Raw genomic sequence first — 14,491 nt, forward strand, 5'->3', positions numbered from 1 at the left:
CGGCCAGAAGACCGTCAGAGACCAAGGACAACTCTCCCGATGACGACCTCCCGCAGCACACGCCTGATGGCCGCCGTCGCGGGGGCCGGCCTCATCGCCCTCGCCCTGAGCGGCTGCGGCACTCCGCCGTGGGAGCAAGCCCAGCTGCAGTCGTCCGCATCGTCGACCCCCACATCGACCCCGACGATCGAGCCGCTCGTCAACGAGCTCGCGACCGGCTCGACGGAGCGCAAGCTGGTCGCGGGCGATGCGGCGCTGACAGTCAGGTACTGGTCGAGCTTGAGTATGGACCAGTGGACCGTGAACGCCAACAAGCCGATCAGCTTCGGCCTGAGCGCCACACTCGGCACGGATGCCGGGCAGGGCGTGTACCTCTCGAAAGTGACACTCGTTCCGGCCGTCGCCGGCGAATCGGGCGCCCTCGCCGCCCCGGGCGCCGTGAGCGACCAGGCCAACGTCTCTCCGGGGTACAGCATCAAAGATCCGTACAGCTACAGCCAGACGTTCATTCTGCCCGCCGTCGATCCGGCGGCGACATCCATGACCCTCTCGTTCACCTACGAGCTTCTGATTCAGACAACGCCGACCTCGACCGAGTACTCCAAACAGACGGCGAGCGACACCCTCACTATTGCAATAGCCCCGTAGGGCTCAGCGCACGGCCGTCGCCCGCCCCTCCGCCCAGTCGCTCGATCGCGGCGGAGGAGAGCGCCGACAGACTGAACCCGGTCTGATCGGTCGTGGCCCAGCCGAAGCGCGCCGTCGGCCGCAAGCCGCTGCCGACTCCGACGGCCGCATCGACGAGCGCGCTCTCGATGTCTCCGACGAGCCGCTCCCCCATGGTTTCGGTGAACGCCGAGCCGAGCACCACGAACCTGTTCGCCGTGAGCCTTCCGATGAGGGCCGTCTCGGGAGCGGTCGTGCGGAAGATCTCGGCGAAGATCCGGATCTCCTCGTCGCCGGCGGCTCGGCCGAAAGCCGTGTTGATCTCACCGAGGTTGTTGAGCTCGCCGATGACGAGGAACAGACGCCGGCCGCGCCGGGCGGCCCGCTCGACCACGTCGCCGCCCTGGCGGTAGAAGGAGCTGGCGACGAGGGCTCCGGCCGAGTAGCTCGTGTCGTCGGTCCGACGGGCCGAGCCCGAGACCTGACCCGCCCGCAGGAAGGCGAGCGAGAAGGATGCCCCGACCACGAGCATGATGCTCACGAAGGTCGCCGACTCGGTGCCGAGATAGATCCGGAAGACGGGGTCGAAGGGGCCTATCGTGATGAAGAAGCAGAACCGCACGAGGTAGTAGGCCGCCCCGATGAAGAGGACCGCTGAGAGCAGGGTCGCGTTGATGGAGCGTCGCATGCGACCCCGCAGGGACTCGACTCCCGCGAGGCCCGCGAACAGGGCGACGCCGATGATCATGTAGCCCCCACCCGCCCAGCCCCCCGGGACGTCTCCGCTCAACGGAACGCTCACCGCGACCACGAGGGTGACGAGGCCGCCCACCCAGAACATCGACGAGCGCCCGTTGTACAGACGCGCGCCCGTCCACATGCACACCTGCGAGAAGACGACGGCCGCGTTGCCCACCGCGACCGCCCACCAGGCGCCCGGCTCGAAGTCCCAGACGATGTACGAGAGCGTCGTGAGCATGCCGGCCAGGAAGGCGAGGCTCCAGGCCCGGCCCACCGCGTCGTTGCGACGCAGAGCGGTGTCGAAGACGAAGATCACGCCGCACAGCGAGACGATGAGCGTGCTCGCCGTCAGAAGAGTGAGCAAATCGAACGTCATGCATCCCCCGCCCCCGCGTGCACGCCCTGGCTGGACGTTTCTCCGCGGAGTCCCCGTATGCAGTTTACGGGGTGGTCATGTGGACACCGTGCACCGCGTTCGCCCCGTGCATTGCGAGCACCCTTGCGAGCACTCTGTGCACTGCGAGTGTGCACCGCGTTCGCCCTGTGCATTCCGTCGAGATCGCGAGCCGAATCCCTCAGGGCGCCCGCGGAATCGTGACGATCGCCGTCGTCCCCTCGTCGACCTCGCTGTAGATGCGGATGTCGCCGCCGTGCTTGAGCACGATCTCGCGCGAGATGCTGAGCCCGAGACCCGTTCCGTCGATCGGGCTGTCACGAACGGATGCCGCGCGGTAGAAGCGCTCGAACAGCCGGGACTGCTCGTCGGCGGTCATGCCGCGGCCGGTGTCGACGACGATGAGCTCGGCCTCCGCGGCATCCGCCTCGATCGCGATCTGCACGAGACCGCCGTCGACGTTGTACTTCACGGCGTTCGAGACGAGGTTGTCGATCACCTGGCGCAGGCGGAAGCCGTCGGCGATGAGCGGCACCGCGCCCCGGTCGTCGAAGGCGAGGCGGATGCCGCGACGCTCCGCCGCGGGCCGCTGCGCCTCGATCGACCGGCGCACGAGCTCGCTCAGATCGCAGTCCGCGAAGGTCAGGGTCATGGCCGGGTCGGCGCCGCTCGCCGCGCCCAGCAGGTCGGCGATGATCGCGAGCACCCTGTCGCTGTTCGCGAGGGCGACCTCGAGCATCTTGCGGGTCCCGTCGCCCACCGCGTCGTCTTCGAGAGCGAGGTCGATGTATCCCTGGATCGAGGTGAGCGGCGTGCGGAGCTCGTGCGAGACCGCCGCGACGACCACGTCGCGTTCTTTGAGCGCGTTGATCTCGGCGGTGATGTCGCTCTCGACGATGACCCCGCCCACCCAGTTGCCGTGGCCGTCGTCGATCTGCCGGGCCGACACCGCGAGCGCGGTCTGCTCGGTTCCGGGCTCGCCGAGCCAGACGATGATGCCGTCGAACGACTCGCCGCCCAGCGCCCGGAAGTAGGGCCGCTCCGAGTCGACGTACGGGGTCTCCCGATCGGCTTGGTAGACGACATCCCGCACGGCCTTCTCGATGCCGCTCGGCCCGGCGCCGTTCGGGTCGACGAGGCGGCGGTGAAAGCTGTTGCTCGTGGTCGTGTTGCCGTTCGCGTCGAAGGCGAGGATGCCGAAGTTCACCGTGTTGAAGATGCTGTCGAGCAGCCGCTGCTGCAGACGGGAGCGCTCGAGCACGGTCTCGAGCTGGAGCGTCTGCTGCCGCAGCAGCACCCGGTGGGCGGCGACGCGCTTGCGGGTCTGATACGTCATCGTCGCCACAAAGGCCAGGATGAGCGGGATGGTCACGAGCTGCGGGGTGCTCGAGAGGCTGACTCCCCCGTCGTCGGCGAGGGCGCCGGCCACGAGGAGCGCCGTGGGGATGGTCGTGCTGAGCACGGCGCCCCAGACGCCGTAGTGCGTCGACATCCAGATCACCGGGAACACGAAGAGCACACCCGCGCCGAGCGAGGGCTCGCCGTGCCGGATGAAGGCGATGCCGGCGATGTCGAGCAGGGGCAGGGCGATCGCCGCGTTCTTGCCGATCACGTGCCACGGCAGGATGACCGCGAACCCCGTGACGACGAAGATCACGGCGACGCCGATGAAGAAGCTCGGCGACGACACGCTCTGGGCGTCGAAGATCTGCACGCAGAGCACGAGGATCAGCACGACCGCGCCGAGCGTGATCTGGGAGAGGAAGACGGAACGCCCGAGAGCGCTCGTCACCGCGTTGCGGCTCGGTGGCTCGACGACGGACTCGTCGGCGATCGCGCGCGAACGCGGGCGATCCGTCTGTCGCCGCTTTACCCCCATGGAATGAAGAGTACCAAGGGGCCTACAGCTGAGCCGCGACGAGCTCCGCGATCTGCACGGCGTTGAGCGCGGCGCCCTTGCGCAGGTTGTCGTTGCTGATGAAGAGCGCGAGCCCGCGGCCCTCGGGCGCTCCCTCGTCGGCACGGATGCGCCCCACGAAGCTCGGGTCGGCGCCCGCGGCGACGAGCGGCGTCGGCACCTCGCGCAGGACCACCCCGGGGGCGTCGGCGAGCAGCTCCCGCGCGCGCTCCGGGCTGAGCGGGCGCTCGAACTCGGCGTTGACAGAGAGCGAGTGACCCGTGAAGACCGGCACGCGCACGCACGTGCCGCTCACCAGGAGGCCCGGCAGCTCGAGGATCTTGCGGCTCTCGTTGCGGAGCTTCTTCTCCTCGTCGGTCTCGTTGAGCCCGTCGTCGACGAGGTTGCCGGCGAAGGGGATGACGTTGAAGGCGATCGGGGCGACGTACGTGGCCGGTTCGGGGAACTCGACGGCGGCGCCGTCGTGCACGAGGCCGAGCAGGCCCTCCTGGGCGACGGCGGCACGAGCCTGGCCCGCGAGCTCCTCGGCGCCGGCGAGCCCGGAGCCGGAGACCGCCTGGTAGGTGCTCACGATCAGGCGGCTGAGGCCGGCCTCCTCGTGCAGCACCTTGAGCACGGGCATCGCCGCCATGGTCGTGCAGTTCGGGTTCGCGATGATCCCCTTGCGGGCCTCCGAGAGCGCGTGCGGGTTGACCTCGCTGACGATGAGCGGAACGTCGGGATCCATCCGCCACGCGCTCGAGTTGTCGATGACCATCACGCCGGCGTCGGCGAAACGCGGCGCCTGCGCCTTCGAGGTGGTCGCGCCCGCCGAGAAGATCGCTACGTCGAGACCGCTCGGGTCTGCCGTCGCGGCATCCTCGACGACGATCTCCTCGCCGCGGAACGGGAGGGTCGTGCCGGCCGACCGCGACGACGCGAAGAAGCGGATGCTCGCGATCGGGAACTCCCGGTCTTCGAGCAGCCTGCGCACGACCGCGCCGACCTGGCCGGTGGCGCCGACGACGCCGAGGTTCACTCCACTGTTGCTCACTGCGGTTCCTTCGCTCGATGCGCCGAGACGGCGCGGATGCATCTGTCCAAGAGTACGTTCCCGTCGGCAGGGTTCGCCGGCGGGCTGCCCGGTCTGGCGGTTCTTGCCGCCGGGCTGTCAGGATGTCGCTGCTGACCGGGTGGCGGTCGGCCGGCTCAGCGGCCCGTGCCTCCGTGGACCTTCGCGACCTCGTCGGCGTCGAGGCCGAACGCCGTGTGCACGACGCGCACGGCGTCGTTGATCGTGTCGGCGCGCGTCACGACGGAGATGCGGATCTCGCTCGTCGAGATCATCTCGATGTTGATGCCCGCCTCGTAGAGCGCCTCGAAGAGCTTCGCCGAGACACCCGTGTTGGTGCGCATGCCGGCGCCGACGAGCGCGAGCTTGCCGATCTGGTCGTCGTACTGCAGCGACTGGAAGCCCACGGCATCCTGCTCGGCGGTGAGCGCCGTCAAGACGATCTGGCCCTCGGACTTCGGCAGCGTGAACGAGATGTCGGTGAGACCGGAGACCGCCGCCGAGACGTTCTGCACGATCATGTCGACGTTCGAGTTGGTCTTCGCGACGATCTTGAAGATCTGCGCGGCCTTGCCCGGGATGTCGGGCACTCCCACGACGGTGATCTTCGCCTCGCTCAGATCGGCCGCGATTCCGGCGATGATCGGCTCTTCCACTTCGACTCCGTTCCGCCCCAGCTCGGCAGGGATGCCGGCCTCGGGGTTGTAGACGATCGTTCCTTCGTTGTTGTTGAATGACGAGCGCACGTGCAGCGTCACGCCGTGACGACGCGCATATTCCACGGCGCGAATATAGAGGACCTTGGCGCCCGCCGCCGCGAGCTCGAGCATCTCCTCGCTCGTGATGCGGTCGATCTTGCGGGCGAGAGGCACGACCCGGGGATCCGAGGTGAAGACCCCGTCGACATCCGTGTAGATCTCGCAGACGTCGGCGTCGAGCGCCGCCGCGAGGGCGACCGCCGTCGTGTCGGAGCCGCCGCGGCCGAGGGTGGTGATGTCTTTGGTGTCGCGGTTGAAGCCCTGGAAGCCGGCGACGATCACGATCGCGCCCTGGCTCAGGGCCTCGCTCAGCCGCCCGGGGGTCACATCGACGATGCGGGCCGCCCCGTGCTGCGCGTCGGTGATCATTCCGGCCTGGCTGCCGGTGAAGGAGCGCGCGTCGTACCCCATGCTCTTGATCGCCATGGCGAGGAGCGCCATCGAGATGCGCTCGCCCGCGGTGAGCAGCATGTCGAGCTCGCGGGGTGCGGGAATGGGGGTCACCTCGTGCGCGAGGTCGAGCAGTTCGTCGGTCGTGTCGCCCATCGCGGAGACCGCGACGACCACGTCGTTGCCCGCCTTCCGCGTCTCGACGATGCGCTTCGCGACGCGCTTGATGCTCTCCGCATCGCTCACGGACGATCCGCCGTATTTCTGCACGATCAAGCTCACGTAGGTTCTCCTGGGGTGTACGGGACGACCGAAAGACCATTCTAGGGTGCCGACATATACCGTTTCGGCATATGCCACCCTCCCCGCTCTCCCTACTCTCCCCCTACTCAAAACGACGGAGATTCCGCCCGAATCGGTCGTTTTGGCGCTCAAAGTTGCAGATTAGGGCGGAATCTCCGTCGTTTTGAGTAGCGAGAGAGGGTGAACGGGGCGCGGGGCGCCTCAGGCGGGGCGGCGGCCTTCGAAGGCGCGGCCGAGAGTGACCTCGTCGGCGTACTCGAGGTCGCCGCCGACGGGAAGGCCGGAGGCGAGCCGCGTGACCCTCAGCTCGAGGGTCGTGAGCAGACGCGACAGGTACGTCGCGGTCGCCTCGCCCTCGAGGTTGGGGTCGGTCGCGATGATGACCTCGGTGACGGTGCCGTCGGCGAGCCGCTGGAGCAGCTGGCGGATGCGGAGGTCGTCTGGCCCGATGCCGTCGATGGGGCTGATCGCGCCGCCCAGCACGTGGTAGAGGCCGCGGAACTCGCGGGTGCGCTCGATCGCGACGACGTCTTTCGCCTCCTCGACGACGCAGATGGACTCCTGGCTGCGCCGGGGGTCGCGGCAGATCGAGCAGGTCTCCTGCTCGGTGATGTTGCCGCAGATGCTGCAGAAGCGCACCTTGTCGCGCACCTCCATGAGCACCTCGGCGAGCCGCGTGACGTCGAACTGCTCCGACTGCACGATGTGGAACGCGATGCGCTGGGCCGATTTCGGCCCGATCCCGGGCAGGCGGCCGAGCTCGTCGATGAGGTCTTGGACGATTCCTTCGTACATGGGCTACTCGAATCGCGATGCTGGTCGGTGAGGCTGCTCCTCGAGGAAGGTCGCCCCGAGGATCTCGCGCACGACGGACTCGCCGTACCGCTGGCGGCCGTCGGGCAGAGCAGCGGATGCCGCGACCGGCGTGCGCGCGGGCGGCTGGGGTGCGCGGGCCGGGGCCGCCGGCGCGGAGGGTGCTGCGGATGCCGCGGCGCTCGTGGGCGCCGCGGGCGCGGCGCTCGGCGCGACCGCGTGCAGCTCGGAGGGGGCTGGGTCGAGCGACGCGGAGTCGTCCACGTACCATCCGGTGGGCAGGCCGGGGTCGAAGGGAGGCTCGGTCTCGGGCGGAGCCTCGTCGTCCGAGGGGATCCCACCGAAGTCATCGTCGGAGGGAGAGCTCGGGGAGCCTGCGGGCGCGGATCCGGTGGGCGCAGAAGCTGCCCATGCGGAGCCGGCGGGCCCCGAGCCCACGGGCGCGGGGCCGTCGCTCGGCGTGGGAACCGCGGTGACGGCGTCGCCCGCGGCCGGGGCGGGCCGGGCGGCGGTTGTCACTGCCGCGGGCCCGCTGCCGGCCGGCGCAGTATCGTTGCTGCTCGACGCGGATCCGGAACCGGGGATCGCGACGGTCGCCCAGGTCACGGCACCGGGTGCGGCCGCAGGAGCGGCAGGCACGACGGTCGCCGCTGGTGCGGGCACCGGGTGTTCCGCGATAACCGTGGCCGCCGGGGTCGACACGGCAGGCGCCGTGTCGTTCGGGGCGTCAGGTGCGTCAGGTGCGCTTTCGCCCGCTGGCGCAGGCTCCTCGGGGGCGGGCCCGGCGGCTGGAGCAGCCGGATCGCCGGACCCCGACGAGGAGCGGCCGCTCGCGACATCCACTCGCGCGATGAACTTCACGCGGATGCCGAGCACGTCGAGGATCGCCTGTCGCAGGTACTCGCTCACGCCCTGACCGCTCGGCTGGCGCTGCTTGAAGCTCGCGGCGTCGTTCTCGCTCGGGAACGACAGGGTGAGCACGTCGTCGTTGAGGGAGATGACCTGCGCGGTGAAGACGACCATCCAGGCGCTGCGCTTGGCCTTCTCGACGGCGTCGAGGATCTGCGGCCAGGAGTCCTTGACCTGGTGCACGGTCACGGGGCCGACGGGTGCCGGCGGCGCGGCCTCGGCAGCCGGCGGGGCGGTGACGGGTGCCCGGTCGGCGGTGCCCGGCGCGGCGGCGGGAGCCGGAGCGACGGGTGACGAGGCGGGGGCGGGATCGGCTGCGCGAACGGGTGCGGCATCCCGGGCGGCGGGCGCGGCATCCGTGCGATGTTCGCCCCGCGGGGCTCCGTCGCCGACGCCGATGCGGCGTTCGAGACGCTCGACGCGGGCCAGGGCGCCGCGCTCGGTGTCGTCGCTCGAGGGCACGAGCGTGCGTGCGATCATGAGCTCGAGGTGCAGCCGGGGCGAGGTCGCACCCGTCATCTCGGTGAGTGCGGCGTTCACGATGTCGGCGCAGCGGGAGAGCTCGGCAGTGCCGAACTTGGCGGCCTGCACACCCATGCGGTCGAGCTCGTCTTGCGGCACCCCGCGCAGCACGGCGGCCGCGGCGTCCGCCGAGGTGGCGGCCACGATGATGAGGTCGCGGAGGCGCTCGAGCAGGTCTTCGACGAAACGGCGCGGATCCTGCCCGGTCTGGATGACGCGGTCGACGGCCTCGAACGCGGATGCCGCCTCGTTCGACGCGATCGCGTCGATGACCTCGTCGAGCAGCGCCGAGTGGGTGTACCCGAGCAGCGCGACGGCCCGTTCGTAGCCGACCGAGTTGTCTTCTGAGCCGGCCATGAGCTGATCGAGAAGCGAGAGGGTGTCGCGGGGCGATCCGCCGCCGGCGCGCACCACGAGCGACAGCACGCCGGGCGCGACCTGCACGCCCTCGGCCTCGCAGAGGGACTGCACGTAGTCGAGCATCTGCGCCGGCGGGATGAGCCGGAAGGGGTAGTGGTGCGTGCGCGAGCGGATCGTGCCGATGACCTTCTCGGGCTCGGTCGTCGCGAAGATGAACTTGACGTGCTCCGGCGGCTCTTCGACGATCTTGAGCAGAGCGTTGAAGCCCTGCGGCGTGACCATGTGCGCCTCGTCGAGGATGAAGATCTTGTAGCGGTCGCGGGCCGGGGCGAAGACCGCGCGCTCACGGATGTCGCGGGCGTCGTCGACGCCGTTGTGGCTCGCGGCGTCGATCTCGACCACGTCGAGGGAGCCCCCGCCGTCGCGGCTCAGCTCCACGCAGCTCGCGCAGACGCCGCATGGCGTGTCGGTCGGGCCCTCCGCGCAGTTGAGGCACCGCGCGAGGATGCGAGCCGACGTCGTCTTGCCGCACCCCCGGGGCCCGCTGAACAGGTAGGCGTGATTGACGCGGTTGGTGCGCAACGCCGTCATGAGGGGGTCGGTCACCTGCGTCTGGCCGATCATCTCGGCGAACGTCTCGGGCCGATAACGGCGATACAGGGCGGTGACCACCCCCCAATCGTACTTCGCTCCCCCGACACCCGGCCCCGGCATCCGCTCGCCTGTGTGTCTGCCTTCGGCGAAACAGGATCAACTCGCCGCGCGCCGCGCACAATCGTCACCGTGCAGGCATGTCGCCGACTCGGTCCTGCCTCCCCAGCCCAGTGACGACCGGACTTCTCCACAATCGGCGGATGCCGACGTCACCGGAGCCGGGACAGTCACGACCATGTCCATATGAATCCGCTCCCCGACCTCGTCGCCTCCCTCGGCCATGTCGTGCGATCACGCACTCTGCGCCGCCTCGACCTCGATCCGGGGCAGCTGACAGCCGCGCTACGAGCCGGTTCTCTCAGGAGGATCCGGCCGGGATGGTTCGCGACACCGGACGCCGACTCCGACCAGCTTCGAGCAGCGGCACTCGGTGGGCGCCTCGGCTGCGCGAGCGCGCTGAGACGATGGGGTGCTTGGGGCGGACGAGGCGCGGAGCTGCATGTCCACGTGCCACCGACCGCCTCCCGCCTGTCACTCGAAGCGGCGGTGAGCGCTCGGGTCGCGGGGATCGCGGTTCGCCACCCCGAGGCCGTGCCTCGTGAAGATCGGCGCGACACCGTGCTGCTGGCCCCTCCCGGCCCGCCACGGGTGCATTGGCGGGTCCTGGGTTTCCCACAGGATGCGCTGGACTGGATCGTGTCGCCCCGAGACGCCCTGCTGCAGGCACTGACGTGCCTCGACGAGGAGGATGCCCTGGCCTGCCTCGACTCGGCCGTACACGAGGGCGCCGTCTCACCGGCCGAGATCGCCGGTGTGCTCGCTCGCGCGCCCGAACGGCTGCGTCCCCTCCAGCGCGAGATGGATCCGCTCGCCGATTCGGGGCTCGAGACCATCGTGCGCAGGAGACTCCGTCGGGCAGGGTTCTCGGTGCGCCCACAGGTACACCTGCCGGGGATCGGCTGGATCGACCTGCTCGTCGAGGAGATCCTGGCGATCGAGATCGACGGCTACGAGTGGCATTCCTCGCGCGAGCGCTTTCACGCGGACGTGGATCGGGCCGTCCGCGAGCAGGCCTTCGGTCTGCGCACCCTCCGTTTCGGGCAACGGCACGTCTTCGAGGAGTGGCCGCTCACGCTCTCGGCGATCGAGCGGCAGGTGAGGGAAAGATGAATCTGCTGAACCTGCAACGAAACAGGGTGGAATCGGCGACACCCTGTGGCCACGCTCTCTTGCCTCGGGTGTCGCCGCATCCCTCCTGTTCTACGAGCCGGCGGACCGTCAGGGGGCACCACCTGCTAGGGGGCGAGGAGGTTCGGGCCGACCGAGGAGCGCGCGAGGTCGAGATTGAGGTTGGTGGAGGCGCCGAGGGCGTCCAGCACGCCGATCCGGATGGCGGCGACGTCGTATTGGCCCGGCGGGATGGCGTCGGGGCCGGTCGTCCAGTCGACGGGTGCGGGGTAGGCGGGCGCAGAGGGCGCGTTCTGGATGTTGACCCCGATCGAGAAGAGCCCGCCCGTTCCGTCCTCCCAGCTGCCGAAGAGCAGGCCGTAGAGCTGGCTGACGGCGGTGACGAGCGGCGCGGTGACGGTGGCGAGCGTCGAGCCGAGCGTGGCCGCGATCGGCGCGAGGATGTCGTCGACAGCGCCCCCGACGATGCCGCCCAGCCCGCTGACCGTGTTGACCGTGCCCACGAGCAACTCGGCGACCGTGTTCGCGATGGTCGTGATGAGGCCGGTCGTGAGGCCGCAGATGGGCAGGACGGGCAGCGCGCAGAGCGCGCCGAGCAGGCCGCCCAGCACTCCGCCCGAGATCACGTCGGTCACCTCCGCCGTCGCGTGGGTCGTCCCGTCGAGCAGGCCCGCGAGCGACACGTCGTCGAGCGTCGCCGTGATCGTCGCCACGTTGGTGCCCAGGGCCGTCAGGTTGACGACCGCGGATGCATCGATCCGCACGGCCGCGACGGCGAGGTCCACGGCGTCGAGCACCCGCTGCACCCAGGAGTCGAGCACGTCGCCGAGCGTCTCGGTGAGCTGGTTGATCACCTCGTCGTTGATGAGGAGCTCGGTGTTGGGGTCGAGGCCGTTGAGGCCGTCGGGCCCGCCGACGAGGGCGGCCAGGTCGATCAGGACCGTTCCGTCGGTGAGCGAGACCGTCACCACGCCGGCGGTGTCGGAGAGGGTCTCGGTGAGCAGCGACTCGACCGCCGAGAGGTCGATGGTCGCCGACACCTCCGCAGACACGGAGCCCAGCCCGAGCAGGCCGAGCACGCCGTCGACGAGACCGCCGACGCCGTCTTCGATGAGCGCCTGCAGAGCGCTGTCGTTCACGAGGCCGTTGACGGCGGTCTCGAGGTCTCCCACGACGCCGTCGACCGTCGTGGTCAGATCGCCGACGAGGGGCGAGGTCGCGGTCGTCGACAGCCCCGCGACCAGGTACTCGCGCTCGAGGTTCGCCTCCAGGTCATCGGCGAACTCGGCGTTGCACGCGTCGTACTGCGCGCTCGATCCGATGGCCCCGAGCGACATCCCGACATCGGCGATGCCTCCGACGAGGTCGGAGATGCTGTCGCCCGTCACCTCGCTCACGAGGGTGCTGAGCTTGAGCGTCGCCCAGTCCGGGATCGTCGCCGGGACCTCGTCGACGGCGATTCCCCCCGAGTCGTTGATGAGGCCCGTGGCCCCGGCCGAGCGTCCGGTCGACTGCGCCTGACCGTACTCGTTGATCGCCCCGGAGTCGGTTTGCAACGGCAGCACGAGCAGGTTGGTGAGGTCGAGCGACACGAGGCCGTTGAGCGCATCGACCTGCAGAGGGTTGATGTAGGCGTCGGAACCGAGCGGGTTCGCCGAGGCCGGCTCGACCGTGGAGGCCGAGCCGTCGTTCGTGACCGTCACGGCGTTCAGGTCGGCGATGTCCTGAGTGGGGATGGGCAGGATGCCGCCACCGAGGAACGCGCCGGAACCACGCGAGGTGAAGGTGCCGGGCGCCTCGCAGTCGAGTGTGCCGGCGATGCCGTGGGACCACTCGGCGTCGCTCCAGGACGCGACGCTCGCGGCGACGTTCGGGGAGAGAGCGGCCGCGCCGAGCAGCGCGACCATCGCGGCACCAGCGCCCAGCCCGATCCCGGCGCTCGTGACCCGTCGGCGAGCGCGGTGCGCAGTGCTGTGAGCAGCACGACGTGCAGTGCTGTGGGCGTCGCCGTGCAGGCCGGCGCCGTGCACCTCAGCGCGGCGCACGCCGTGACGCGAACGACGGAAGCGCGTCATGGTCGGCGCTCCTCAGCCGGTGCCGCCTGCGGGCTCCGCGGCCTGCGGGCGCCCCCGACCGTGAGGGCGAGGCCGCCGAACCCGAGTGCCAGGAGGGCGAGGGCCGCGGCATCCACACCCATCGATGGAAGCCGGTCGGGAGCGACGGGTGCTCCCTGCGGCGGAGCCGGGGTTCCGGAAGGGGTGGGCGGCCCGGGTGGGGAGTCAGCCGCCGCGGTCAGCCCGAAGCCGAGGTCGCCGGTGAGGCCCATGAGGCTCTCGTCGGCGCGGGCGGCCGCGCTGTCTTCGACGGCGAGCTCGACGAGCAGGTATCTGCCGCTCTGGGCATCGAGCCCGTCGAGGTCGACGATCGGCGAGCTGCTCGCGTAGTCGTCGGACGGGGTCGCGGTGAGCACCTCGGCCGCGCCGCTCGCGCACTCCGCTCCCACCCAGGGCTCATCGCAGCGCTGGACCGTCACGACGAGACCGCGCGGGTGCTCGACGACGGCCCCGTCTTTGCGGATCTCGAGGCTCAGACTCGAGCGCTCGGCGTCGCTCAGCTGGGCGCCGATCTGCCAGAAGGCCGGCTCCCCGGGGCTCAAAGCCAGGAACTGTGCGGGGAGAGGATCGGATTGGAGGGCCAGGTGACCCGGGACGCCGGTCTCCGGAACGTCGACGAGGATCGCGTATGCGCGGGCGGAGAACAGGCTCAGACCCGCGCCCAGAACAACGACGCAGAGCAGGGCGAGCGCCGCCCGGCCCGTCGTCCAGCCTCGCCGTTCTCCTCGCCGCTCTTCTCGTCGTTCCTCTCGCCACACAGACGACGCTGTCTCAGACATAGGTGCCGTCCCGCTCGCGTCGGTGTCGAGGCACGCGGCTCCGACCGTCCTGCCGGCGGCGGGAACCGAGGGCGGCGCGCGGTACGGACTCCGCACGCCGCCCGGCCCCGGCGGACGCGACGCCCCCCGACGATCGCGTCGCCGCGGTCACTGCGGCGGAGGCCGCCGCAGACGCCTCCGCGGGTCCGGCAGCCGGCGTCGTGGACGCAGCAGCCGGTGTCGCGCGGGATACGGCAACAGGCACAAGGGATGCGGCAGCCGACGCCGGATCGGGCACACCCTCGGTCACACTCTTGGGCGCCGGATCGGGCACACCCTCGGTCACACTCTTGGGCGCCGGATCGAGCATGCCCGCAGAGGACGCGGACGCTGCCGCTGCCGCTGCCGCTGCCGCTGCCGCTGCGGCATCCGATCGCCGGCCCGACCGCGACGGCCAGAGCGCCCAGCCGACGAAGACGGCGATGGCGAGCGTCGCAGCCCCCATAAAAAGCGGCTGTCTCAGAGTCGCGAGTACGGTGCCGAAGTACGGCACGCCCACGATGACACGACGCGCCTCCGAAACGAGATAGGGGTCTCGATCGTCGGTCGCGTTCGCGTCACCGCGGAGCACGAGAGAACGCGCCTCGGGGTCGCCGGCGACCTCGTCGATCGAGACGATGCGGTGTGTGACCGGCAACGCCGAGCCGGCCCGGGGCACGGTCACGACATCGCCGACCTCGAGATCCGACGCGGCCACCGGCCCGACGACCGCCGCGCTGCCTGTCGGCAGAGTCGGGGTCATCGAGCCGGTGGTGACGACCACGATGGAGAGCTGGAAGAGGAGCGAGAGCGCGAACCACACGATGCACAACGCACCCGCTGCGCCCACGATCGTGATCAGAGTGCCCCTGATCACCGATCCCCGCGTCTGCCCGGCCATGTCCCCGTCCCG

General features: G+C 70.2%; 11 protein-coding genes. 2 read left to right on the forward strand and 9 right to left on the reverse strand.

Going from position 1 to position 14,491, the window contains the following annotated elements; translation table 11 throughout:
* Positions 1-39: 39 nt before the first annotated feature.
* Entirely contained in the window at positions 40-648 is a 609-nt protein-coding gene (locus CLV54_RS14650; RefSeq protein ID WP_245861752.1) for a hypothetical protein, read from the forward strand.
* On the opposite strand, the gene CLV54_RS14655 is transcribed toward CLV54_RS14650, so the two are convergent.
* From CLV54_RS14655 to CLV54_RS14680, 6 genes are all read right to left on the reverse strand, one after another.
* Positions 629-1,783, reverse strand: coding sequence for a diguanylate cyclase domain-containing protein (locus CLV54_RS14655; RefSeq protein WP_100345729.1), 1,155 nt, complete (start codon positions 1,781-1,783; stop codon positions 629-631). The genes CLV54_RS14650 and CLV54_RS14655 overlap by 20 nt on opposite strands.
* Before the next feature lie 199 nt (positions 1,784-1,982).
* A complete protein-coding gene (locus CLV54_RS14660) occupies positions 1,983-3,680 on the reverse strand; it encodes an ATP-binding protein (protein WP_100345730.1) in 1,698 nt (565 codons plus the stop codon).
* Positions 3,681-3,702: 22 nt separating this feature from the next.
* A complete protein-coding gene (locus CLV54_RS14665) occupies positions 3,703-4,794 on the reverse strand; it encodes an aspartate-semialdehyde dehydrogenase (RefSeq protein ID WP_100345731.1) in 1,092 nt (363 codons plus the stop codon).
* A 113-nt stretch (positions 4,795-4,907) separates the two neighbouring features.
* Positions 4,908-6,200, reverse strand: coding sequence for an aspartate kinase (locus tag CLV54_RS14670; protein WP_100345732.1), 1,293 nt, complete (start codon positions 6,198-6,200; stop codon positions 4,908-4,910).
* Between the two features lie 222 nt (positions 6,201-6,422).
* Entirely contained in the window at positions 6,423-7,016 is a 594-nt protein-coding gene (recR, locus tag CLV54_RS14675; RefSeq protein ID WP_100345733.1) for a recombination mediator RecR, read from the reverse strand.
* A 3-nt stretch (positions 7,017-7,019) separates the two neighbouring features.
* Positions 7,020-9,497, reverse strand: a complete 2,478-nt coding sequence (locus CLV54_RS14680) for a DNA polymerase III subunit gamma and tau (RefSeq protein ID WP_100345734.1) — start codon at positions 9,495-9,497, stop codon at positions 7,020-7,022.
* Between the two features lie 489 nt (positions 9,498-9,986).
* Between CLV54_RS14680 and CLV54_RS14685 the strand changes: the two genes are divergently transcribed.
* A complete protein-coding gene (locus tag CLV54_RS14685) occupies positions 9,987-10,649 on the forward strand; it encodes an endonuclease domain-containing protein (RefSeq protein ID WP_157803002.1) in 663 nt (220 codons plus the stop codon).
* A gap of 125 nt (positions 10,650-10,774) precedes the next feature.
* On the opposite strand, the gene CLV54_RS14690 is transcribed toward CLV54_RS14685, so the two are convergent.
* The 3 genes from CLV54_RS14690 to CLV54_RS14700 are packed head-to-tail and all read right to left on the reverse strand — an operon-like array spanning position 10,775 to position 14,479.
* Positions 10,775-12,742 carry a choice-of-anchor G family protein gene (locus CLV54_RS14690; protein ID WP_157803003.1) on the reverse strand — a complete coding sequence of 656 codons (1,968 nt, stop codon included), beginning with the start codon at positions 12,740-12,742 and terminating at the stop codon, positions 10,775-10,777.
* Positions 12,739-13,560, reverse strand: coding sequence for a hypothetical protein (locus CLV54_RS14695; protein WP_157803004.1), 822 nt, complete (start codon positions 13,558-13,560; stop codon positions 12,739-12,741). The genes CLV54_RS14690 and CLV54_RS14695 overlap by 4 nt, the downstream gene beginning before the upstream one ends.
* Entirely contained in the window at positions 13,553-14,479 is a 927-nt protein-coding gene (locus CLV54_RS14700) for a signal peptidase I (protein ID WP_100345738.1), read from the reverse strand. Before CLV54_RS14700 ends, CLV54_RS14695 begins: the two co-directional genes overlap by 8 nt.
* Between the last annotated feature and the right edge of the window lie 12 nt (positions 14,480-14,491).

The organism is Compostimonas suwonensis, assembly GCF_002797855.1.
Lineage (GTDB): Bacteria > Actinomycetota > Actinomycetes > Actinomycetales > Microbacteriaceae > Compostimonas > Compostimonas suwonensis.